The sequence below is a fragment of the Arthrobacter sp. NEB 688 genome (assembly GCF_013201035.1).
In the GTDB taxonomy this organism is placed as follows: domain Bacteria; phylum Actinomycetota; class Actinomycetes; order Actinomycetales; family Dermatophilaceae; genus Phycicoccus.
This window is the reverse complement of the sequence record NZ_CP053707.1, coordinates 1,781,867-1,803,103: the sequence shown is the minus strand read 5'-3', so window position 1 is coordinate 1,803,103 and position 21,237 is coordinate 1,781,867. Positions and strand designations below refer to the sequence as shown.

Here is a 21,237-nt window from a genome sequence, read left to right as displayed (position 1 = left end):
CCTCAGGCCTGCGGGGTCGCGGCCGGACCGGGCCAGTTCCGGTCCGGCTGCGGCGACGGGCGGCCGGGCTGCTCGCCGCCGCGAGCGTCGAGGTAGGACTCCTTCGGCACCATGACCTTGCGCCGGAAGATGCAGACGACGGTGCCGTCCTGCTTGTAGCCGATGGTCTCGACGTGGACCACGCCCCGGTCGTCCTTGCTCGTGCTCTCCCACTTGTCGAGCACGCGGGTCTCGCCGTAGAGGGTGTCGCCGTGGAAGGTCGGCGCGACGTGGCGCAGGCTCTCGATCTCGAGGTTGGCGATCGCCTTGCCGCTGACGTCCGGCACCGACATCCCGAGGAGGATCGAGTAGACGTAGTTGCCGACGACGACGTTCTTGCCGAACTGCGTCGTCCCCTCGGCGTAGTGGGCGTCGAGGTGGAGCGGGTGGTGGTTCATCGTCAACAGGCAGAACAGGTGGTCGTCGGCCTCGGTGACGGTCTTGCCCGGCCAGTGCTTGTACGTGGCCCCGACCTCGAACTCCTCGTAGCTGCGCCCGAACTGCACGTCGATCTCCTTCGCTCCGGTGTCCGGGACATCCTCGCGCGGCCCCGCGACGGGCGGCAGCCCACCACGACGTGCCCTTCCCCACACCCGACGCCCCGCGCGTCACGTCGCTCCTCCGCACGGCTGACCGGCGCCTCTCACTCCCGTGGGCAGGGAAAGCGGCTCAGGACACGGCTGTAGCCACGCCGGACGCCGACAACCCCGCCAGCGCCCGGCGGACCCGCGCCACGACCCGCTCGGGATGCGCCAGGTCGGCCCACGTGACCCGGACCACCGCGTACCCCACCGCCCGCAGCCGGTCCTCCCGGCGCTTCTCGGCCACCAGCGCCTCCCTCCCCTGCGCCCCGCCGTACTTGAGCGCCCCGTCGAACTCGACGACGACCCGGCCCTCCACGAGCAGGTCGACGCGGCCGACGAGACCGTCCTCGTCGGTGACCGGCACCTGCGCACGCACCTCGAAGCCGGCGTCGACGAGGAACAGCCGCGCCAGGGTCTCGCCGGGCGACTCGGACAGGGCGCTGCACCGTGCGGTGACCGACTCCGCCCGCAGCTGCTGGGCCGGGCGTCGCGCGACCGCCGCGAGCGCCGCACCCAGCTCCTCGCGGGACACCCGGCCGGCGTGCAGCGCGGCGTCGACCGGCACCAGACCTGCCTGCACCCCGGAGCGAACCACCACCTGTGCCAGTGCGTGCGCGACGGGGACGCACCGGTAGCCGTCGGCGACCACGTGGCTCGCGCCGTCGCGGGGATGGATCCGCAGCCCGCCGGCCGAGCGGGTGCGCCTCGACGCACCGAGGACGTCGACGACGTCGAGCGGGAGGTCGACGAGAGGTAGCCCGTGCAGTGCGAGGGCCGACTGGTGCGAGGCCACGTCGGTGCCCCGGGTGCGCAGGACGGCCCTCGTCCGCAGCGCGAGCCGCTGCTCGGGCACCGCGTCCTCCCAGCAGCCACCGAGCACGTAGGCGTCACGCCGCACCCGCACGACGGCGCCCGACGCCCTAGCCCGGCGCAGCGCCGTCTCCTCGACGCCGAGGGAGATCGCCTCGGCGCTCGTGAACACCCCGCCCCGCGCCAGCGCGAACGCCGTCAGTCGACCGTCCAACCCCGTGATGCTGCTGCAGTCCGGCGCGCCGGCCGTGCGGTTGTCCACAGGGTCCGGCCAGGACGGGGTTGTCGGCGCCGGGCGCGGAGACGACCCCGCCCGATGCCGACAACCCCGCCCATGACCTGCGGGGCGGGACGGCGGGGGCTCTAGGGTCGGGGCATGGCGGACTTCATCGGCGCGGTCGACCAGGGCACGACGAGCACCCGGTTCATGGTGTTCGACCACGACGGGCGGGAGGTGGCCCGCCACCAGCTCGAGCACGCGCAGGTCCTCCCCCGCGCCGGATGGGTCGAGCACAACCCCCTCGAGATCTGGGACCGCACCCAGACCGTCATCGGCTCGGCGCTGACGACCTCCGGCCTCTCGACGAGCGACCTCGCGGCGATCGGCATCACGAACCAGCGCGAGACGGCGATCGTCTGGGACAGGCGGACCGGCCGGCCGTTCCACAACGCGATCGTCTGGCAGGACACGCGCACCGCCGGCATCGCCCGGGCGCTGGACGCCGACGGCCGCGGCGACGTCATCCGCGAGAAGGCCGGCCTGCCGCCCGCCACCTACTTCAGCGCGGGCAAGGTCCAGTGGATGCTCGAGAACGTCGACGGCCTGCGCGCGGCCGCCGAGCGCGGCGACGCGCTCTTCGGCACCCCCGACACCTGGGTCGTCTGGAACCTCACGGGCGGCCCGGAGGGCGGCCTGCACGTCACCGACGTGACCAACGCCAGTCGCACGATGCTCATGGACCTCACGACGCTCGACTGGGACGACGAGCTGCTCGGGTTCTTCGACATCCCCCGCGCGATGCTGCCGACCATCAGCGCGAGCAGCCACGCGGAGGCGTACGGGCACACCGGCGACCGGCGCGGCACGAGTGCGGTGCCCATCACCGGCGTCCTCGGCGACCAGCAGGCGGCGACCGTCGGCCAGGTCTGCTTCGCGCCCGGCGAGGCCAAGAACACCTACGGCACAGGCAACTTCCTCCTGCTCAACACCGGCGAGGAGCTCGTCCGCAGCGAGAACGGCCTCCTGACGACGGTTGCCTACCAGCTCGGCGACGCCAAGCCGGTGTACGCGCTCGAGGGCTCGATCGCGGTGACCGGCAGCGCCGTCCAGTGGCTGCGCGACCAGCTGGGCATCATCTCGGGCGCCTCCGAGGTCGAGCGGCTGGCGGCCCAGGTCGAGGACTCCGGCGGCGTGTACTTCGTGCCGGCGTTCAGCGGCCTCTTCGCCCCCTACTGGCGCAGCGACGCCCGCGGGGCGATCGTCGGCCTGTCGCGCTTCAACACCAACGCCCACCTGGCCCGGGCCACGCTCGAGGCCATCTGCTACCAGTCGCGCGACGTCGCCGAGGCGATGGTCGCCGACTCGGGCGTCGAGATGACCTGCCTCAAGGTCGACGGCGGCGTCACCGCGAACCGACTGTGCATGCAGCTGCAGGCCGACGTCCTCGGGGTCCCGGTGAGCAAGCCGGTCGTCGCCGAGACGACCGCCCTCGGCGCCGCCTACGCGGCCGGCCTGGCGGTCGGGTTCTGGGCCGACACCGACGAGCTGCGCGCCAACTGGGCCGAGGACGAGCGCTGGGAGCCGACCTGGTCCGAGGACCAGCGGCGCGACGGCTACCGCGGATGGCGCAAGGCGGTCGACCGCACCCTGGACTGGGTCGAGGACTGAGCCACCTTCTGCCGCAGCGACGCTCGGCGCTCAGCCCTCCGCCAGGGCTCGTCGGACGACCTTGCCGTTCGGCGTCCGGGGCAGCCGCTCCACGACCCGGACCGCCCGCGGGCACTTGTACCGGGCCAGGTGCTCCGCGGCGAACGCGAGCAGCGACTCCTCGTCCACGTGCTGCCCCGGGGCCGGCACGACGAACGCCGTGACGATGCGCACGCCGTCGCGCACGGGCACCTCCGTGACCGCCGCCTCGGCCACGGCCGGGTGGCGCACGAGGACGGCCTCGACCTCCTGCGGTGAGACCCGGTAGCCCATCGAGGTCATGACGTCGTCGGCGCGGCCGTGGTGGTGCACGTAGCCGTCGTCGTCGAGGTGGACGAGGTCGCCACTGACGAACCAGTCTCCGCGCCGGACGGACTCGTCCTCCTCGGGGCGGTCCCAGTAGCCGAGCATCAGCCCGGGGTCGCTGCGGTGGACGGCCAGCAGCCCCGCCTCCCCCACCGGCAGGGGGACCTCGCCGCCCTCGACCGGCAGGACGGCGATGCGCCGGCCGGGCTGGGCCCGCCCGGGGCTTCCGGGGCGTACCGGCGTCGACGGCCCCGACGACACGAACGTCGACACCTCGCTCATCCCGAGCGCCTCGAACAGCTCCAGGCCCGTGCGCGCCCGCCACTGCTCGAGGAGGTCGGGGGTCAGCGCCTCCCCCGCCGTCACGGCGTGCCGCAGCGACCGCAGCGGCCCGTCGGGTGCGTCGAGCGGCGCACCCGCCCAGCGCGCCAGCAGCTGGCGGTAGACGCCGGGAACCGCGGCGAACACCGTTGCGCCGCAGTGCTCCACGAGTCGGGGCCAGGCGGCGGGGTCGCGTCGCCCGCTGTGCACGACCGCCGTGGCACCGACCGACCACGGGTCGGTGAGCCCCACCCCGAGCGTGTAGGTCCACGTGAACGAGCCGGCGTGCAGGACGACGTCGCCCGGCCCGATGCCCAGCCACCCCGCGTGCATCGGCCGGCGGCCCCACGCCGACCGGTGTGCGTGCACGACCCCCTTGGGCCGCCCCGTCGTCCCCGACGTGTAGACGAGGAACGCCGGGTCGTCGGGCGCGGTCGCGGCCCAGTCCGCCCGGGCGCCACCGGCGCGCCACCGGGCGAGGTCGGCCGGCCCGACCACGGGCAGCGTCGTCGCCACCTCGAGCCCGGGGGCCACCGCGAGCGCCACGGCGCCGCAGTCGGCCGCCACGAACGCCACCTCGTCGGCGGTCAGCTGGTCCGACGTCGGCACCGGGACCACTCCCGCGGCGGCGGCCCCGAAGAAGGCCAGCGCGAAGTCGCTCGTGTCGCCGAGCCGCAGGACGAGCCGGTCCCCCGGCGCGATCCCCGCCGCGAGCAGCCCCGCCGCCACCCCGAGCACGGCGTCGGCCAGCTCGCCCCACGTCCACCGCTCCTCGCCCGCCGACGGGTCGTCGAGGTCGTGGGTGACGACCAGCCCGAGGCCGTCCGGCGGTCGGTACGGCGCCGGGCCGAGGCAGGTCCGGGCGAGGTTGACCGGGCCGGGCGGCAGCGGGTCGCTCACCGCCGCTCGAGCTGCACCGGCGGCCCGTGGTGGTCGCACGTGCCGAGCAGGTCCCCGTCGACCTCGATGCGCGGCAGCCGCGGCAGCGGCCGGGCCATCGCCGCCTCCCACGCGGACCACGGCGTCTCCATCGAGACGTGCGCGACGGGCATCCGCGTGCGGCCGTCGGCGAGCGCGGCGTCGACCGCCCGCGCCTCCTCGACGGGCCAGTACACCCGGGTCACCGAGTGCCACACGACGGTGAGCACGCCCTCGGGCGGCGCCACGGTCAGCTGCTCGGCGAGCCAGGCCCCGGCCGGTGCGGCGTCGACCGTCACCGGGTGCTGCCGCATGACGTCGAGCGCGCCGTCGAAGCGCAGGTGGCGGTCGAGCATCCACGGCCAGACGAACGAGCGCATGTGCGCCTCGCCCTCCGGGGTCGAGACGTCGACCGGGGCGAGGTCGCAGCCGCGGCGCTCGACGACCTGGAACGGCTGGGGGTCGAAACCCGCTGCGCCACAGGCGTGGATGACGAGGTGCGCGTCCTCCGGGCCGGCGCTCCAGCCGTCGCCCTCGAAGCGGTAGCGGTCGACCTGCAGGCCCATGCCCGCCGACGCCCCGAGCTCGAGCAGCCGGACGCGCCGCAGGCCGGTGCGCCGGACGGCCTCGGAGATGCCGACGAGCAGGGCCACGGTGCGGGCCGGCTCGTTCGTCTGCGGGACGTCCGAGAGTGAGGCCCGCAGCTCCTCGACGTGCGCGGCGAGCACCGGCCGGACGGCCGCCCAGGCCTCCTCGGGGTCGGCGTCGCCGCCGAGCACCGGGTAGAAGGGCACGAGCTGCGGTGCGTCGCCGCGCAGGACGATGCGGAAGAGACCGGCGAGCAGCCGCAGCTGGACGAACTGGCGCGGCTCGGCGCCCTCCCAGCCCTCGAAGAGCTCGCGGGTGACGCCGCCCTCCTCCCAGTCGTCGGCCATCTCGGCGAGGAGCACCCCGTAGAGGTGGTCGCGCCCGCCGAAGTGCTCCCGGAAGCGGTCGGCGAGGGTGGGACCACCGCCGGTCTCGCGGCCCGACGCCGCCTGCTGTGCTGCCACGGGCAGAGTGTGGCAACGCCCGGCCGGGCCCCGCAAACGCTGCCCACCCGGCCCGCACGGCGACGTCGGCGTCCGTGGCAGCATGGGGCGGGTGAGCGAGGAGCAGAAGCAGGCCGACAACCGCGCGCGAGCGACCACCGACGAGCTGCGGGCCTTCATCCGCGAGGACTGGGCGCCGCGCCGCCCGACCGTCACCGGGCCCTCGCCCGCGGCCGGCCCCGCCGCCGAGCGTCGGGCCGTGCTGAGCGCCGCCTACCCGAAGCAGCGGCTCGTCGTGCCGGCCGGTGGCCTCAAGGTCCGCAGCAACGACACCGACTACGTCTTCCGCCCGCACACCGCCTTCGCCTACCTGACCGGCCTGGGGGCCGACCGCGAGCCGGACGCCGTGCTCGTCCTCGAGCCGCTCGACGAGGGCGGCCACGAGGCGGTCCTCTACTTCCGCCCGCTGGCCGACCGCGACAGCGACGAGTTCTTCGCGGACGCCCGCTACGGCGAGTTCTGGGTCGGCGCCCGCCCGACCCTCGAGGACGTCGAGCTCGAGCTCGGCCTCACCGCGCGCCACGTCGACGGTCTCGTCGACGCCGTCGCCAAGGACGCGGGCGAGGTCACCGTCCGCCTCGTCCGGGACGCCGACGCCGAGCTGACCGCGCGCCTCGACGCCGCCCGCGTCGCCAACGGCGCGGCCGAGGAGGGCCTGCAGGAGTCCGACGACGCCCTGGCCCACGAGGTCTCGCTGCTGCGCCTGCGCAAGGACGGCTACGAGGTCGAGCAGATGCGCGAGGCCGTCGCCGCGACGCACGAGGGCTTCGAGGCGATGATCGCCGCCCTCCCCGACGCCGTCGGCGACCCCCGCGGCGAGCGGTGGCTCGAGGGCACGTTCGGCCTCACGGCGCGCCACCGCGGCAACGGGGTCGGCTACGACTCCATCTGCGCGGCCGGCGACCACGCCAACACGCTGCACTGGATCAAGAACACCGGCGAGGTCACGGCCGGCGAGCTCGTGCTCATCGACGCCGGCGTGGAGGTCGACAGCCTCTACACGGCCGACATCACCCGCACCCTGCCCGCCGACGGCACGTACACCGACGCCCAGCGCGAGGTCTACGACGCGGTCTTCGCGGCGCAGGAGGCCGGCATCGCGGCCGTCAAGCCGGGCAACAAGTTCTCCGACGTCCACGCGGCCGCCATCCGCGTCATCGCCGAGCACCTCCACGCGTGGGGTCTGCTGCCCGAGGGCGTGTCCGTCGAGGACAGCCTCGACAAGGAGCACGGCCAGTACCACCGCCGCTGGATGGTGCACGGCACCTCGCACCACCTCGGCCTCGACGTCCACGACTGCGCCCTCGCCACCCGCGAGGAGTACATGGACGCCGAGCTGCGCCCCGGCATGGTCCTCACGGTCGAGCCCGGCCTGTACTTCAAGTCCGACGACCTCAAGGCACCCGAGCGCTTCCGCGGCATCGGCGTCCGCATCGAGGACGACGTGCTCGTCACCGAGGACGGCTGCGAGAACCTCTCGGCCGCGATGCCGCGCAGCTCGGCCGACGTCGAGGCGTGGGTCAGGCGCGTCCAGGGCCGTTGACGCGGTCGCCGGCCCAGGTCAGGTCGTCGGTCACGGCGACGTCGTAGGTCTCCAGGCCCGGGTCGGCGCGCAGGGCGTCGGCCACGTCGTCCGCGCACGCGACGAGCGTGAAGTCCCAGTCGATCTCGGTCGCCAGGCACCACGAGCGGTCGGCCGGCCAGACGAGGTTGGCGCTCTGGCCCCACGGGGTGTCCAGGCCCGGCCAGTCGGTGACCGCTGCCCGGGGTCCGGAGAAGAGCGCGAAGGCTCGCCCGTGGCCGATCAGCAGCGGGCCCGGCGGGTCCACGGCGCCGAAGCCGTCCCACACGGCGTGCACCACCTCACCCTGGGCCGGGCAGTGCCGCAGCACCCTCTCCAGCGTCTCCGCGGGGATGCTCCCCTCCTCCGGCTCGTCCTCGCACGGCCGGCCGGCCAGGTGGTCGGCCGAGATCGAGCGCCACTGGACGAGCGGGTGCATCGTGCGGCCCGTCCTCGCCGCCTCGTCCGCCCAGCGACCACCACCCCACACGGGGTGCAGCACGCGCACCACGCGGGGGAAGCCCGTGGGCACCGCCGACCCGGCCGTCCCCCACGCGTCGCGACGACGGTCCAGCCGCTGCACGAGCCAGTCGCCGACCGCGACGTCGGTCAGCCGGCGCACGTCGGCCACGGCGTCAGCGCCGGTCGATGACGACCTGCGCCGCCCACGCGTGCTCGACGCCCACCGCCTGCCCGGCGCCCCCGAGGACCATCTGCAGCAGGTCGCGCGGCGACGGGAAGTCGTCCGGGAGAGCCGCGTTGTAGGCCTCGTGCGCCTCGAGCGAGTGCACGGACGCCTCGAAGTGCTCGCCCGAGACGTCGACGACGTGCGTCGGCTGCGGCGCCCCTGCCACGGCCACGACCTTGACGCCGTTCCAGGGCTCGAGACCCTCGTCGAGGAGGTCGCGGTGCAGCCACCGGTTGCCCGCGTCGGCCACCGCGTCGAGCGTCGCGAGGCCGACCGCGCGGTGGTCGGCCTGGTTGACCATGTTCGGTCCGAAGAACTCGGCCCACGTCTGCCCGACGACGAGGTCGGGGCGGTGGCGACGGATCACCGCGGCGATCTCGCGGCGCAGCGGCACGCCGGGCTCGACGGCCCCGTCCGCCCAGCCGGCGAACTCGACCGTCCCGACCCCGACGCGGCGGGCGCTCTCGCGCTCCTCCGCCTCCCGCACCCGGCCGGCCTCGGCCGGCTCCATCGTGTCGATGCCGGCCTCGCCCCGGGTCAGGAGGAAGTACGCGACGCGCGCGCCCTCGCCGACCCAGCGGTGGACGGCCGCGGCGGTCCCGTACTCGATGTCGTCCGGGTGCGCGACGACGCAGAGGACGGACGTGAAGGGGCCCTCGAGGGGCGCGAGGTCGGGGCGCTCGTCAGCCATGGGCCGACGATACGCGCGACGGCGCCCGGCGCGTCAGGCCTGCGGCGGCTGCTGCTGCGGGTGCCCGTGCTCGGTCGCGAGGCGTGCCCGCTCGGCCTCCTGGGCCTGGCGGACCTGCTCCTGCGCGGCCTTCATCGGGTCCATCTGCGTCAGCAGCTCGCGGCCGCGGGTCACGTGGCGGTGCTCGACGAGCACCTCGTACTTCGCCGCGACGACCTGGCTGACCGACGTGAAGTCGCGCTGGCCGCGCGTCAGCCGGTAGCCGAACCAGGCCCAGATCATCCCGAAGACCGCACCGAAGACGACCGTCCCGAGGATGTTGACGAAGTTGAGCCCGTTGGGGTCGAACACCGCGAAGATCGTCCCGACGAACAGGCCGAGCCACATGCCGGACAGGGCGCCGGCGCCGATGACGCGGCCCTGCGTGAGCCGGCCGGTGACCCGCTCGATCTGCTTGAGGTCGGTGCCGACGATCATCACGTCCTGGACCGGGAACTCGTGGTCGGACAGGTAGTCGACGGCCTTCTGCGCCTCCTCGTAGGTGTCGTGGACCCCGAGGCTCATCGGGTACTCCAGCGACAGGGCGGCGCGCAGGCCCGGGCGCATCGGCTGGGTGCTCATGGCACCAGTGTGTCACCGTCGGCTGGACGCGGGCTGGGCGCCCGCTGGGCGGAGACCGCCCGTGCCGAGGGTCAGCGGGCCTTGTAGTCCTCGAGGAGCCGGCGGCCGATGATCATCTTCTGGATCTCGGCCGTGCCCTCGCCGATGAGCAGCATCGGTGCCTCGCGGTAGAGGCGCTCGATCTCGTACTCCTTGGAGTAGCCGTAGCCGCCGTGGATGCGGAAGGACTGCTCGACGACGTCGGCGCAGTTCTCGGACGCGAGGTACTTCGCCATCCCCGCCTCGAGGTCGTTGCGCTGGCCGGCGTCCTTGAGCCGGGCGGCCTTGACCATCATCTGGTGGCTCGCCTCGACCTTGGTCGCCATGTCGGCGAGGCGGAAGAGGATGCCCTGGTGCTCGGCGATCTTCTTGCCGAAGGTCTCGCGCTGCTGGCTGTAGGCGATGCCGAGCTCGAAGGCCCGCCGCGAGAGGCCGCAGGCGCGGGCGGCGACGTTGACCCGGCCCACCTCGACGCCGTCCATCATCTGGTAGAAGCCCTGGCCGGGGACCCCGCCGAGGACCTGCGCGTCGCTCGTGCGGTGGCCCTGGAAGACGAGCTCGGTCGTGTCGACGCCCTTGTAGCCCATCTTCTCGATCTTGCCGGGCACCGTGACGCCCTGCGCCGTCTCGCCGAAGCCGGACTCCTTCTCGACGAGGAAGGTCGTCATGTTCTTGTACGGGCTGGAGGACTCCCCGAGGTCGGTCCGGACGAGCACCGCGACGAGGTTGGCCGAGCCGCCGTTGGTCAGCCACATCTTCTGGCCGTCGATGGTCCAGCCGCCGTCCTCGCCCCGGACCGCCTTGGTCCGGATGGCCGCGACGTCCGAGCCGAGGCCCGGCTCGCTCATCGAGAACGCCCCGCGGACCTCGCCGGTCGCCATCCGCGGCAGGTAGCGCTGCTTCTGCTCCTCGGTGCCGTGCTGCAGCAGCAGGTACGCGACGATGAAGTGGGTGTTGATGATGCCGCTGACGCTCATCCAGCCGCGGGCGATCTCCTCGACGACGAGCGCGTAGGTGAGCAGGCTCTCGCCGAGGCCGCCGTACTCCTCGGGGATCATCAGCCCGAAGATCCCCATCTCCTTCATGCCCTCGACGATCTGCGTCGGGTACTCGTCCTTGTGCTCCAGCTCGGTCGCCACGGGGAGGATCTGCTCGTCGACGAACTCGCGGACCAGCTTGATGAGCTCGTGCTGCTCCTCGGTGAGACCGTCGGTGGTCTGGAGTCGGGACATGCGCAGATCGCCGCCTTCGCGTGGGTCGGTGGTGTCGCCGCTCAGTCTGCCTGCGGCGGAGGTGCCCCGGAACGGCCGTCGACTGTGAGTCCCCCCACCGTGTGACGCCGCCCACGGCCCGAGTCACACGCGTATCGGGTCACCCGATACGGCCGCGCTTCACCCCGGAACGGTTCCCGGGTGAGGCGCACCGGTATCGGGTCACCCGATACCGGTGGGGTCGGTGGGAAATGCAGTGGCGCCTCCCGGGCGGCTGGGCCACGCTGGGACGCAGGCGCGCATCCGCGTGCTCCCGAGCGAAGGAGGAGGCCGACATGTCGACGACCGTCACGGGCCGCACCCCGGCCCCCACCCCCTTCCTCGACCAGGAGCACCCCGTTGTCCCACATGCCCTTCCACCTGCCCGACCGGCAGGCCGCCTTCTCCACCGACACCTCCCCTGACGCCCCGCCCGAGGGCGAGCGCTGGTCCTCCTGGGACGGCGCGACCCACGGGCCGAAGCCCCGCCCGGGCTGGGTCGTCACCGCCCTCGGCGCCGTCGACGCCGACCTCGGCGTGCTCAAGACCGGCAAGGAGGCCGACGTCCACGTCGTCCGCCGCTGGGTCCCCGGCGACGCCGCCGTCTCGACGATGGCCGCCAAGCGCTACCGCAGCGGCGAGCACCGCCTCTTCCACCGCGACGCCGGCTACCTCGAGGGCCGCCGGGTCCGCAAGAGCCGCGAGTCGCGGGCGATGGCCCGGCGCACCGACTTCGGCAAGCAGGTCATCGCCGGCCAGTGGGCCGCCGCCGAGTTCGCCGCGCTCGCGCGCCTCTGGGAGCTCGGGCTGCCGGTGCCCTACCCGGTGCAGCTCGACGAGTCCGAGATGCTCATGGAGTTCGTCGGCAGCCTCGACGGCCCGACGCCGGTCGCGGCGCCCCGGCTGGTCCAGACCCGCCCGGACGCCGCGCTGCTGCGCGAGCTCTACGAGCAGCTGCGCTCGGTGATGCTGACCCTCGCCCACCACGGCTGGACCCACGGCGACCTCAGCCCGTACAACGTGCTCGTCCACGAGGAGCGCCTCGTCCTCATCGACTGGCCGCAGGTCGTCGACGTCATCGGCAACCCGCAGGGGTTCGAGTTCCTCGAGCGCGACGCGACGACGATGGCCACCTGGTTCGTCCGGCGCGGCCTCGACGTCGACGCGGGCGAGCTCGTCGGCGACCTCGTCGCGGAGGCGACCGCCCGCTTCTGACGCCGGGGCGCCGGCGCGCCTACCCTGAGGCCGTGCCGACCCCCTCCCGCCGCCGCGTCCTCGCCGGTGCGGTGTCGGGGGCGGCGCTGGCGGCGGCCGGCTGCTCGCGCTCCGACGTCGAGGTGCGCCGCGGCACCCTGCGCTCCCGGCACGTGCCGGGACGTGACCTGCCGTGGGTCCTCGCGATGCCCCGCGACCGGCCCGTCGCCCGACCGCCCGTCGTCGTCCTGCACGGCAAGGGCGGCCACGGCGAGCAGGCGCTCGACCTGCTGCACCTCGACGACCACGTCGCCGCCACCGGGCTGGCGGTCGCGGCGGTCGACGGCGGCAACGGCTACTGGCACCGGCGCGACGACGGCACCGACTCCGGCGCGATGGTGCTCGACGACTTCCTCCCGCTCGTCGCCGACGCGTACGGCGCGACCGACCGGGTCGCCTTCCTCGGCTGGTCGATGGGCGGCTACGGCTCGCTGCTGCTCGCTGCCGCCCTCGGGCCGGAGCGCGTCGCCGCCGTGGCACCGCTCAGCGCGGCCCTGTGGACCTCGCCGGGGGCGTCGGCGCCCGGGGCCTTCGACGACCGCGAGGACTTCGAGGCGCACGACGTCTTCGACACCGCCCGCCGCCGGGTGCTCCGGCGCATCCCGGTGCGGATGGCCTGTGGCCGCGACGACTCCTTCGCCGCGGCGAACCGGGCCTTCGGCGAGGCGCTGCCGTCGGCACGCGTGGCCATCGACGCGGGGGGCCACACCGGCGACTACTGGCGCGAGCACGGCGGGCCGCAGCTGCGCTGGATCCGCTCGGTGCTCGACGGGCGTGCGAGCGCCTAGGGTTCACCCATGCCGTCGCCGCTCTCCCTCGCCCCGCCGACGACCCCCGACCCGCTCGAGGCGCCTCCGCTGCGCTGGGGCGTCATCGGCCCGGGGGGCATCGCCCACGTCTTCGCCGACGCGGTCCGCGAGGGCACGCGCTCGAGCGTCGTCGCCGTCGGCTCCCGGTCGGTCGACCGGGCCCGGGCCTTCGCGCAGCGGCACGACGTCGCGAGCGCGTACGGCTCGTACGAGGAGCTCGTCGCCGACCCGGACGTCGAGGCCGTGTACGTCGCGAGCCCGCACAGCGAGCACCACGCGCACGCGCTGCTCGCCCTGGCCGCCGGCAAGCACGTCCTCGTCGAGAAGGCGTTCGCCCGCAACCGCACCGAGACCGACGAGGTGCTCGCCGCCGCGCAGGCGCACGGCCTGCTCGCCGCCGAGGCGATGTGGAGCCGCTACCTGCCCCAGTACGACGTCGTCCGGCGCACCGTCGAGTCCGGCGCGATCGGCGAGGTCGTGCTCGTCCAGGCCGACCACGGCCAGCTCCTGTGGCCGGACGGCCCGCAGCGCCTCTGGGACCCCGAGCTCGCCGGCGGCTCGCTCCTCGACCTCGGCGTCTACCCGATCCACTTCGTCGACCACGTCCTCGGTGAGCTCGGGGCCGTCGCCGCGCGCGGGACCCTGAGCCCCGAGGGGGTCGACGTCACCGTCGGCATCAGCTCGGTCAAGGGGTCGACGCTGGCCCGGATGACCTCGACGATGGCCGCCGCCACGCCGTGCGCCGCGCTCGTCGCGGGCTCGGCCGGGCGCCTGGAGCTGACCGGCCCCGGCCACTTCTACGGCTCGGCGAGCACCGTGCGGCTGCTCGACCCCGCCGGGACGCTCGTCGAGACCTTCGAGCCCGAGCACCCCGACCACGGCTTCCGCTACGAGGCGGCCGAGGTCGCGCGGGCGGTGGCCGCCGGGCGGCAGGAGACCTGGTCGGTGCCGTGGGAGGCAACCCGGCGGGCCATGGGGGTCATGGACGAGGTCCGCCACCAGGTCGGCGTCGTCTACCCGGGAGAATGAGCACCATGTCGTCACCGCACCTGTGGCTGCGCCACGAGACCCGTCCCACCGAGCGCCGTGCACCGCTCGTCCCGCACGACGCCGCGCGCCTCGTCGCCGACGGCGTCCGGGTCACGGTCGAGGAGTCGCCGCAGCGCGTCTTCGGCATCGAGGCCTACCGCACCGGGGGCTGCGAGGTCGCGCCCGCCGGCTCCTGGGTCGACGCCCCCGACGACGCCCACGTCCTCGGCATCAAGGAGCTGCCGGACGAGCCGGCCGCCCTGCGGCACACCCACATCTTCTTCGGGCACGCCTACAAGGGCCAGGACGGCGCCGACGCGCTGCTGCGCCGCTTCACGGCGGGCGGCGGGCGCCTGCTCGACCTCGAGTACCTCACCGTCGACGGCCGCCGCGTCATCGCCTTCGGCTACTGGGCGGGCTACGTCGGCGCCTCGCTCGGCGTCCTCGCGGCGCGCGGGCGGCTGGAGCCGCTGCACCCGATGGAGAAGGCCGAGCTCGACGCCCTCGTGCGCGCGGCCGGCGCCGACGGGATGACCGCCCTCGTCATCGGCGCGCAGGGCCGCAGCGGGATCGGCGCCCTCGACGCGCTCGTCGGCGCCGGCACCGTCCTCGACGGGTGGGACCGCGAGGACACCCGCGACCTCGACCACGAGGCGATCCTCGAGCACGAGCTGCTCGTCAACTGCGTGCTCTCGACGACGCCGCAGCCGGCGTTCGTCCGCGCGGAGGACCTCGACGCGGACCGCGAGCTGCGGGTCGTCGCCGACGTCACGTGCGACGTGACCTCCGAGCACAACCTCGTGCCGGTCAACACCTCGATCACGTCGTGGGAGGAGCCCGCCCGCCGCGTGGCCGACGAGCCCGCCCTCGACGTCATCGCCGTCGACAACCTGCCTTCGCTCCTGCCGCGCGAGGCGAGCGTCGCCTTCTCGGCCGACCTCGTGCCCCTCGTGCCGTCCCTGGCCGGGCGGCGTGGGCCGTGGGCCGCCGCGGAGGCCGCGTACCGCGAGGCGCAGTCGGTCCGCACCGCCTGAGCACGCACGCCGGCCCGCCCCGCCGGCCGGCGGTCAGCGGGCGCGGACGACCTCGTCGACCGCGAGGACACGCTGGGCGACCTCGACGTGGAGGTTCTCGACCATCCGGCCGCGGTGCGTGACGACGCCGCGGCCGGCGCCGGCCTCCCAGGCGGCGAGCAGGCCGCGGGCGTCCTCGACCTCCTCCTCGCTCGGGGCGAAGGCGGTGTTGCAGGGGTCGACCTGACCGGGGTGGATGAGCGTCTTGCCGTCGAAGCCGAGGTCACGTCCCTCGCGGCACTCGGCCGCGAAGCCGCGGGCGTCCCGGACGTCGTTGAACACGCCGTCGAGCACCGCGACACCGGCCGCGCGGCCGGCGAGGAGGACGGTCGACAGCGCCGTCAGCAGGGGCGCGCGCCCGGGCACGAAGCGCGCCTGGAGCTCCTTGACGAGGTCGTTGGTGCCGAGCACGAGGACGGCCAGCCGGTCGGAGGCGGACGCGATGGCGCGCGCGTCGAGGACGGCGCCGGGGGTCTCGACCATCGCCCAGAGACGCGTGCGGTCGGGGACGCCGTGGCGCTCCATCGCGGCCACGAGGTCGCGAACCTCCTGTGCCGAGCCGACCTTGGGGACGACGATGCCGTCCGGGCCTGCCGCGCAGGCGGCCTCGAGGTCGGCGTCGTGCCACTCGGTGCCGAGCCCGTTGACGCGGATGGTCACCTCGCGGTGGCCGTACTCACCGGACGACGCTGCGGCGCAGGCGTTCTCGCGAGCCTTCGGCTTGTCGTCCGGGGCGACCGCGTCCTCGAGGTCGAGGATCAGGCCGTCGACCGGCAGCGTCTTCGCCTTCTCGAGGGCACGCTCGTTGCTGCTCGGCATGTAGAGGACCGAGCGGCGGGGACGGTAGGTGTCGCTCATGCGTCGCTCCGCTCGGCGTAGAGCTCGGCGAGCTCGGGGTCGTTGGCCGACAGGCGCTCCGCGAGCTCGAGGATGACGAGGCACTGCTTGAGGCTCGCGTCGTCCTCCATCTTGCCGTCGAGCATGACGGCGCCGGTGCCGTCACCCATCGCCGCCCGCACCCGACGGGCGTGAGCGACGTCGTCGGCCGAGGGGCTGAAGACCTTCTTGGCGATGGCGATCTGGACCGGGTGCAGGGTCCACGTCCCGACGCAGCCGAGGAGGAAGGCGTTGCGGAACTGGTCCTCGCACGCGACCACGTCCTTGATGTCCCCGAAGGGCCCGTAGTACGGGAAGATCCCGTGCATCGCGCAGGCGTCGACCATCCGCGCGATCGTGTAGTGCCACAGGTCCTGCTGGAAGACCGGCCGCGGACCCTCGACGTCGCCGTCGACCGGGTCCCGGCGCACGAGGTAGCCGGGGTGGCCCCCGCCGACGCGCGTCGTCTTCATCCGGCGGTCGGCCGCGAGGTCGGCGGGGCCGAGGCTGATGCCCTGCATCCGCGGGCTCGCGCCGGCGATGGCCTCGACGTTGGCCATCCCCCGGGCGGTCTCGAGGATCGCGTGGACGAGGATCGGGCGGGTCACGCCGGCCTTCGCCTCGAGCTGCGCGAGCAGCCGGTCGACGTAGTGGATGTCCTCGGGCCCCTGCACCTTGGGGACCATGACGACGTCGAGCCGGTCACCGATCTCGGTGACGAGCGTCGTGAGGTCGTCCAGGGCCCACGGGCTGTCGAGCGCGTTGATGCGCGTCCAGAGCTGGGTGTGCTCGCCGAAGTCGGTGGCCTGCGCGATGTCGACGAGCCCCTGGCGGGCCGCCTCCTTGTTCTCGGCCTTGACGGCGTCCTCGAGGTTGCCGAGGAGGACGTCGACCGTGCCGACCAGGTCCGGGACCTTCGCGGCCATCTTCGGGTTGCTCGGGTCGACGAAGTGGATCATCCGGCCGGGGCGGGCCGGCACCTCGCGGAGCGGCGTCGGCGCCCCCACGGCGAGGGGGGCGAAGAAGTCCTTGGCGCTGCGCATCGTCGAGCCTTCCGAGGCGGGGTGCACGGTCGCCTCGGACGCTAGCAGCGGGGTGGGCGCCTCCCGCATGAGCCACGTCACGGTGTGACCCACGCCGCGGCCGGCCCGGAGCACTCAGGGGCAGGGGTGACGGTCGCCGCCGCGGCTCACCCGGAGAGGCGGTGAGCGGGTTCGGTGGTGCGGGTGGCGCCGTCGGGTCCGTGCCAGGTGACGGTCCCGTCCGGTGCCAGGATCGGTCGCCAACGCCCTTGTTGCTTGAGGCGGTGATGGCGTCGGCAGAGCGCAGCGAGGTTGCCCGGTGACGTGCTGCCGCCGGGCCAGGGTCGGACGTGGTCGAGGTCGCAGCGTGCGGCGGGGCGGGTGCAGCCCCACATCCGACACGTCCCGTCGCGAGTCTCGACGAAGTCGCTGACGGCCCTGGGTGGCCGGTACGCCGCAGTGGTGAGGGAGGACAGGGTGCCACTGCCCGCCTCGAGCACGGCCCGGGCGACCTCGACCGGCAGCAGCTTCAAGAGGTTGGCCAGGGTGGCGGGCTCGACCCACCCCAGGCCGGGGAGCTGGGTGCCGGACACGGCGTACCCGGGAGTCACCTCGGCCTGGAGGACGGCGTGGTCGCTGGGGTCGTCGGCGGGCTCCTCGAGCCACGACAGCTCCTCCCGCGACTGAGGGTCCAGGTCGCCGTACCGCACGAACTCACCCGTCGTCGCGTCGACGAGGGTGTCGTCGTCGTCCCACTCCACCCGAAACCGCGTCCCCGCCACCGGCTCCGGCGCCGGCCGGTCGGTGACCACCGGCACCCCGAGAGTCACCTGCGCGGACACCGTCACGTTTCTGAGGACGAGATCGGTCAGGGCGTCCGCGCGGGACTCCGGCAGGGACAGGGCGTCGTCGAGCGCGCGATAGTCCCCGGCCAGCGCTTCGACCGCCGTCCACATCGCGCTCGACGTGGCCGTCGGCAACGCGGCGAGCCACTCGGTCAACCCGTCCTCACCCGGGCACACCTCCACCCGCCGACCCTTCCTCGTCCGCGCCACCTGCGCCGCGACCTGGTCCGCCGCCACCCGGGAGGCCACCCGGCGAGCCTCACCCGTCACGCGCGCCGGGTCCATCCCCGCCAGACGAGGAGCCAGGGCTCCGTCGACCCGCTCGCACGCCTCGACGTCCAGCCCGGCACACGCGTCGATGACCTTGTGCGCCGACGCCGCCGGCACCTCACCACCCAGCAGCAGGTCCAACAGCCGCGGGAAGCACCCACCCAACGCCGCCCCGAGCGAGACCTTCCGCGTGGCCAGACCCTCCGTCACACCCGTCGCCAAGGACATCTGCGTCCCGGACATCTGGTCCATGAACCCCAACGGGTGGACCCGCTCCGTGCCCATCAGCGTCAGCTCGAACCGCGCACCCCACGCCCCCGCCACTGCCGTCGCACCCTCGGCTGCGTTCACCAACCCCTGCAGCTCACCCGCGAGCGCGAACGCCTCGTCCTCCGACAACCGGTGACCGCCCTCCACCAGCTCACGACCCAGCCGCGCGCACTCCTCGCGCAACGCCGTCACGCGGCGGGAGAGGGTCCCGGTGTCCATGCCCCATCCTACCGAACACGCGTTCGACGGGCAAGCATCCAAGCGCACCTGTGGACGACCAAAATCACTCCCCCACAGACGATCTCGTGTCCCGAGCGCCTGCGCCCGCACGCGCCGCCGGGCGCGACCTGACCTCGTCGACGACCCGACCCACGCAGGCGGTCGGGAGGTCCGCCGGGAGCCCGCCACACGCTCGGTGTGGGAGAGTGCGACCCATGCCCGACGAGGCGACCACCGACGCACCGGACACCGCCGTCCCACCCGCTCCCCCACGGGTCGACGTGACGAAGCTCGTCAACGAGGCGGCGTCCAAGTCCGGCCTGCTCTGGGTGCGCCTCCCGGAGGGCACGACGCACCCGGTGTGGCACGTCTGGCACGACGACGGCGACGAGCGGGGCACGGGGCCGGCGGCCTACGTCGTCTCCGGCCCGGGCGAGCAGCACCTGCCCTGGCTGCCCGACGAGGTCGAGCTCGTCCTGCGCAGCAAGGACACCGGCGGACGCCTCCTGACGATGCACGCGACCGCCCGCGCCCTGGAGCCGGGCACCGACGCGTGGGAGCAGGCGGCGGCCGTCCTGCGACCCGAGCGGCTCAACGCGCCGGGCAGCGCCGAGGAGGTCCTCGAGCGCTGGCGCGACCACAACACCCTCCACGTCCTCACCCCCCACGGGCGCCCCGGCGAGCAGCCCGGCCACTACGACGACGGCAGCGGCGCCGCCCCCGTCCGCCCCGCGGCCCCGGCGACCGCCCGCCGGCGCCCCTGGCACTGGCGCGGCCGGGCCGGCGCCCGCCGCAACACGACCCCCGAGAACACGACCCACGAGCCGTCCTCGACCCCGCCCGACGGCGGATAGCCTGTCGGACGTGAGCACGCCGACCCGCGCCTTCGTCGGCCGCCTGTCCGAGCTGGACGTCTTCGACCCGCTCGGTGACAAGGTGGGCCGCGTCCGCGACGTCGTCGTCACGTTCAGCGCCAGCAAGGCCCGTCCGCGCGCCATCGGCCTCGTCGTCGAGGTGCCCGGCCGGCGGCGCGTCTTCGTCCCGATGACCCGCGTCACCTCGGTCGAGGGCGGCCAGGTCATCACGACCGGGCTGGTCAACATGCGCCGCTTCGAGCAGCGCCCCAACGAGACCCTCGTCGTCGCCGAGCTCCTCGAGCGCACCGTCCAGGTCCGCACCGAGGACGGCGACATCGCGACGGCCACCGTCCAGGACGTCGGCATCGAGCAGCTCGGCCAGCGGGGATGGAACGTCACGCGCGTCGCGGTCCGCCTCGACGCCTCGCGCCCCTCCCGCCTCGGGCGCCTGGGCCGCCGGCGCGGCGAGACCTTCGTCGCGACGATCGAGGACGTCGTCGGCCTGCGCACCGCGAGCGAGGGCCAGGGCGCCGCCAAGCTCCTCGAGACCTACGAGGACCTCAAGCCCGCCGACCTCGCCGAGGTCATCCACGACCTCAGCCCGCGCCGCCGCGCCGAGGTCGCCGCGGCCCTGACCGACGAGCGCCTCGCCGACGTCATCGAGGAGCTGCCCGAGGACGACCAGGTCGAGATCCTCGTCGGCCTCGAGGTCGCCCGCGCCGCCGACGTCCTCGAGGCGATGGAGCCCGACGACGCCGCCGACCTGCTCTCCGAGCTCCCGCCGGAGCGCCAGGAGGAGCTCCTCGAGAAGATGGACGCCGACGAGGCCGCCGACCTGCGCCGCCTCCTCATGTACGACGAGAACACCGCCGGCGGCCTCATGACGACCGAGCCGGTCATCCTCGGCCCGGAGGCCTCCATCGCCGAGGCCCTCGCCGTCGTCCGCCGCCAGGAGCTCTCGACCGCGCTCGCCTGCACCGTCTTCGTCTGCCGGCCGCCGCTCGAGACCCCGACCGGCAAGTTCCTCGGCGTCGTCCACATCCAGCGCCTGCTGCGCGAGGCGCCCCACCAGCCGATCGGCGGCATCCTCGACAAGGACGTCGAGCCGCTGCCCCCGACCGCCACCCTCGGGCAGGTCACCCGCACGCTCGCCACCTACGACCTCGTCGGGATGCCGGTCGTCGACGCGGAGGGGCACCTGCTCGGCGCGGTCACCGTCGACGACGTGCTCGACCACATCCTCCCCGACGACTGGCGCGAGGAGCGCCACGACGTCGTCGCCCACGAGGAGGTGCGTCGTGGCTGAGCGCGAGCGCCGCGCCCGCATCGACACCCCCCGCGAGGCCGGGCGCCGCCGCTTCACGCTGCCGGCCGCGTTCTCCGGGGAGGCGTTCGGCGTCCTGTCCGAGAAGTTCGCCCGCTTCATGGGCACGGCGTACTTCCTCATCGGGATGACGGTCTTCGTCATCGTCTGGCTCGTCTGGAACACCTTCCTGCCGGCGGTCCTCCAGTTCGACCCCCGCTCGCTCAACTACACGCTGCTGACGCTCATCCTGTCGCTCCAGGCTTCCTACGCGGCCCCGCTCATCCTCCTCGCGCAGAACCGGCAGGCCGACCGCGACCGCGTCGCGCTCGAGCAGGACCGCTCGCGCGACGAGCGCAACCTCGCCGACACCGAGTTCCTCACCCGGGAGGTCGCCGCGCTGCGCATCGCGATGCGCGACACCGCGACCCGCGACTTCGTCCGCAGCGAGCTGCGCGACCTCCTCGACGAGATGGAGGAGCGCGGCCTCGTCGTGGTGCAACAGCCCCTGCCCCCGACCGGGGCCGACGACGGCCGGACCACGCCGCGCACCTAGACTCGGGG

Annotated in this window: 20 protein-coding genes; 9 read left to right on the top strand and 11 right to left on the bottom strand. The window is 74.1% G+C overall.

What is annotated here, in order from left to right; all coding sequences use genetic code 11:
• Positions 1-2: 2 nt before the first annotated feature.
• Both HL663_RS08530 and HL663_RS08525 read right to left on the bottom strand, forming a co-directional pair.
• A complete protein-coding gene (locus tag HL663_RS08530) occupies positions 3-545 on the bottom strand; it encodes a MaoC family dehydratase (protein WP_173027926.1) in 543 nt (180 codons plus the stop codon).
• A gap of 163 nt (positions 546-708) precedes the next feature.
• Positions 709-1,647 (bottom strand): type IV toxin-antitoxin system AbiEi family antitoxin domain-containing protein, encoded by a 939-nt coding sequence (locus HL663_RS08525; protein ID WP_173027925.1) that lies wholly within the window; start codon positions 1,645-1,647, stop codon positions 709-711.
• Between the two features lie 162 nt (positions 1,648-1,809).
• Here HL663_RS08525 and glpK point away from each other — a divergent pair, with 162 nt between their 5' ends.
• On the top strand, positions 1,810-3,321 hold the full coding sequence (gene glpK / locus HL663_RS08520; RefSeq protein ID WP_173027924.1) for a glycerol kinase GlpK: 1,512 nt from the start codon (positions 1,810-1,812) through the stop codon (positions 3,319-3,321).
• A gap of 30 nt (positions 3,322-3,351) precedes the next feature.
• Here glpK and HL663_RS08515 read toward each other — a convergent pair whose 3' ends face one another.
• Together HL663_RS08515 and HL663_RS08510 are read right to left on the bottom strand one after the other, a co-directional pair.
• Positions 3,352-4,887, bottom strand: a complete 1,536-nt coding sequence (locus HL663_RS08515; RefSeq protein WP_173027923.1) for a class I adenylate-forming enzyme family protein — start codon at positions 4,885-4,887, stop codon at positions 3,352-3,354.
• A complete protein-coding gene (locus tag HL663_RS08510) occupies positions 4,884-5,957 on the bottom strand; it encodes a DUF2332 domain-containing protein (protein ID WP_286176012.1) in 1,074 nt (357 codons plus the stop codon). The genes HL663_RS08515 and HL663_RS08510 overlap by 4 nt, the downstream gene beginning before the upstream one ends.
• Positions 5,958-6,048: 91 nt before the next feature.
• Between HL663_RS08510 and HL663_RS08505 the strand changes: the two genes are divergently transcribed.
• Entirely contained in the window at positions 6,049-7,539 is a 1,491-nt protein-coding gene (locus HL663_RS08505; RefSeq protein ID WP_173027921.1) for an aminopeptidase P family protein, read from the top strand.
• Here HL663_RS08505 and HL663_RS08500 read toward each other — a convergent pair.
• From HL663_RS08500 to HL663_RS08485, 4 genes are all read right to left on the bottom strand, one after another.
• Positions 7,517-8,188 carry a hypothetical protein gene (locus HL663_RS08500; protein ID WP_173027920.1) on the bottom strand — a complete coding sequence of 224 codons (672 nt, stop codon included), beginning with the start codon at positions 8,186-8,188 and terminating at the stop codon, positions 7,517-7,519. The two genes, HL663_RS08505 and HL663_RS08500, sit on opposite strands and share 23 nt — an antisense overlap.
• Before the next feature lie 4 nt (positions 8,189-8,192).
• A complete protein-coding gene (locus tag HL663_RS08495; protein WP_173027919.1) occupies positions 8,193-8,936 on the bottom strand; it encodes a PIG-L deacetylase family protein in 744 nt (247 codons plus the stop codon).
• 33 nt (positions 8,937-8,969) lie between these two features.
• Complete coding sequence (locus HL663_RS08490; RefSeq protein ID WP_173027918.1) at positions 8,970-9,557, bottom strand: YflT domain-containing protein; 588 nt, start codon at positions 9,555-9,557, stop codon at positions 8,970-8,972.
• Between the two features lie 71 nt (positions 9,558-9,628).
• Complete coding sequence (locus HL663_RS08485; protein ID WP_173027917.1) at positions 9,629-10,828, bottom strand: acyl-CoA dehydrogenase family protein; 1,200 nt, start codon at positions 10,826-10,828, stop codon at positions 9,629-9,631.
• Positions 10,829-11,215: 387 nt separating this feature from the next.
• On the opposite strand from HL663_RS08485, the gene HL663_RS08480 reads away from it, so the two are divergent.
• The 4 genes from HL663_RS08480 to HL663_RS08465 are packed head-to-tail and all read left to right on the top strand — an operon-like array spanning position 11,216 to position 14,972.
• Positions 11,216-12,061 (top strand): serine protein kinase RIO, encoded by an 846-nt coding sequence (locus HL663_RS08480; RefSeq protein WP_173030074.1) that lies wholly within the window; start codon positions 11,216-11,218, stop codon positions 12,059-12,061.
• A 32-nt stretch (positions 12,062-12,093) separates the two neighbouring features.
• Positions 12,094-12,888, top strand: coding sequence for an alpha/beta hydrolase (locus HL663_RS08475; RefSeq protein ID WP_216842706.1), 795 nt, complete (start codon positions 12,094-12,096; stop codon positions 12,886-12,888).
• Between the two features lie 9 nt (positions 12,889-12,897).
• Positions 12,898-13,938 carry a Gfo/Idh/MocA family protein gene (locus HL663_RS08470; protein ID WP_173027916.1) on the top strand — a complete coding sequence of 347 codons (1,041 nt, stop codon included), beginning with the start codon at positions 12,898-12,900 and terminating at the stop codon, positions 13,936-13,938.
• Between the two features lie 5 nt (positions 13,939-13,943).
• Entirely contained in the window at positions 13,944-14,972 is a 1,029-nt protein-coding gene (locus HL663_RS08465; protein ID WP_173027915.1) for a saccharopine dehydrogenase, read from the top strand.
• Between the two features lie 33 nt (positions 14,973-15,005).
• On the opposite strand, the gene HL663_RS08460 is transcribed toward HL663_RS08465, so the two are convergent.
• The 3 genes from HL663_RS08460 to HL663_RS08450 form a co-directional block, all read right to left on the bottom strand.
• On the bottom strand, positions 15,006-15,869 hold the full coding sequence (locus HL663_RS08460) for an HpcH/HpaI aldolase/citrate lyase family protein (protein ID WP_173027914.1): 864 nt from the start codon (positions 15,867-15,869) through the stop codon (positions 15,006-15,008).
• Positions 15,866-16,930, bottom strand: a complete 1,065-nt coding sequence (locus HL663_RS08455; RefSeq protein WP_173030072.1) for an HpcH/HpaI aldolase/citrate lyase family protein — start codon at positions 16,928-16,930, stop codon at positions 15,866-15,868. Before HL663_RS08455 ends, HL663_RS08460 begins: the two co-directional genes overlap by 4 nt.
• 146 nt (positions 16,931-17,076) lie before the next feature.
• Entirely contained in the window at positions 17,077-18,513 is a 1,437-nt protein-coding gene (locus tag HL663_RS08450) for an HNH endonuclease signature motif containing protein (RefSeq protein ID WP_173027913.1), read from the bottom strand.
• Positions 18,514-18,728: 215 nt separating this feature from the next.
• On the opposite strand from HL663_RS08450, the gene HL663_RS08445 reads away from it, so the two are divergent.
• Genes HL663_RS08445 through HL663_RS08435 form a run of 3 tightly spaced genes read left to right on the top strand, consistent with a single transcriptional unit; the run spans position 18,729 to position 21,229 of the window.
• Positions 18,729-19,367, top strand: coding sequence for a hypothetical protein (locus tag HL663_RS08445; protein WP_216842705.1), 639 nt, complete (start codon positions 18,729-18,731; stop codon positions 19,365-19,367).
• A gap of 10 nt (positions 19,368-19,377) precedes the next feature.
• Positions 19,378-20,676 (top strand): magnesium transporter MgtE N-terminal domain-containing protein, encoded by a 1,299-nt coding sequence (locus HL663_RS08440; protein WP_173027912.1) that lies wholly within the window; start codon positions 19,378-19,380, stop codon positions 20,674-20,676.
• Complete coding sequence (locus HL663_RS08435) at positions 20,669-21,229, top strand: DUF1003 domain-containing protein (RefSeq protein WP_173027911.1); 561 nt, start codon at positions 20,669-20,671, stop codon at positions 21,227-21,229. The genes HL663_RS08440 and HL663_RS08435 overlap by 8 nt, the downstream gene beginning before the upstream one ends.
• Positions 21,230-21,237 lie beyond the last annotated feature (8 nt).

Coding starts and splice junctions, on each gene's coding strand:
- glpK (WP_173027924.1), top strand. CDS start 1,810: ATGGCGGACTTCATCGGCGCGGTCGACCAGGGCACGACGAGCACCCGG.
- HL663_RS08495 (WP_173027919.1), bottom strand. CDS start 8,936: ATGGCTGACGAGCGCCCCGACCTCGCGCCCCTCGAGGGCCCCTTCACG.
- HL663_RS08490 (WP_173027918.1), bottom strand. CDS start 9,557: ATGAGCACCCAGCCGATGCGCCCGGGCCTGCGCGCCGCCCTGTCGCTG.
- HL663_RS08485 (WP_173027917.1), bottom strand. CDS start 10,828: ATGTCCCGACTCCAGACCACCGACGGTCTCACCGAGGAGCAGCACGAG.
- HL663_RS08480 (WP_173030074.1), top strand. CDS start 11,216: ATGCCCTTCCACCTGCCCGACCGGCAGGCCGCCTTCTCCACCGACACC.
- HL663_RS08470 (WP_173027916.1), top strand. CDS start 12,898: ATGCCGTCGCCGCTCTCCCTCGCCCCGCCGACGACCCCCGACCCGCTC.
- HL663_RS08465 (WP_173027915.1), top strand. CDS start 13,944: ATGTCGTCACCGCACCTGTGGCTGCGCCACGAGACCCGTCCCACCGAG.
- HL663_RS08460 (WP_173027914.1), bottom strand. CDS start 15,869: ATGAGCGACACCTACCGTCCCCGCCGCTCGGTCCTCTACATGCCGAGC.
- HL663_RS08455 (WP_173030072.1), bottom strand. CDS start 16,930: ATGCGCAGCGCCAAGGACTTCTTCGCCCCCCTCGCCGTGGGGGCGCCG.
- HL663_RS08450 (WP_173027913.1), bottom strand. CDS start 18,513: ATGGACACCGGGACCCTCTCCCGCCGCGTGACGGCGTTGCGCGAGGAG.
- HL663_RS08445 (WP_216842705.1), top strand. CDS start 18,729: ATGCCCGACGAGGCGACCACCGACGCACCGGACACCGCCGTCCCACCC.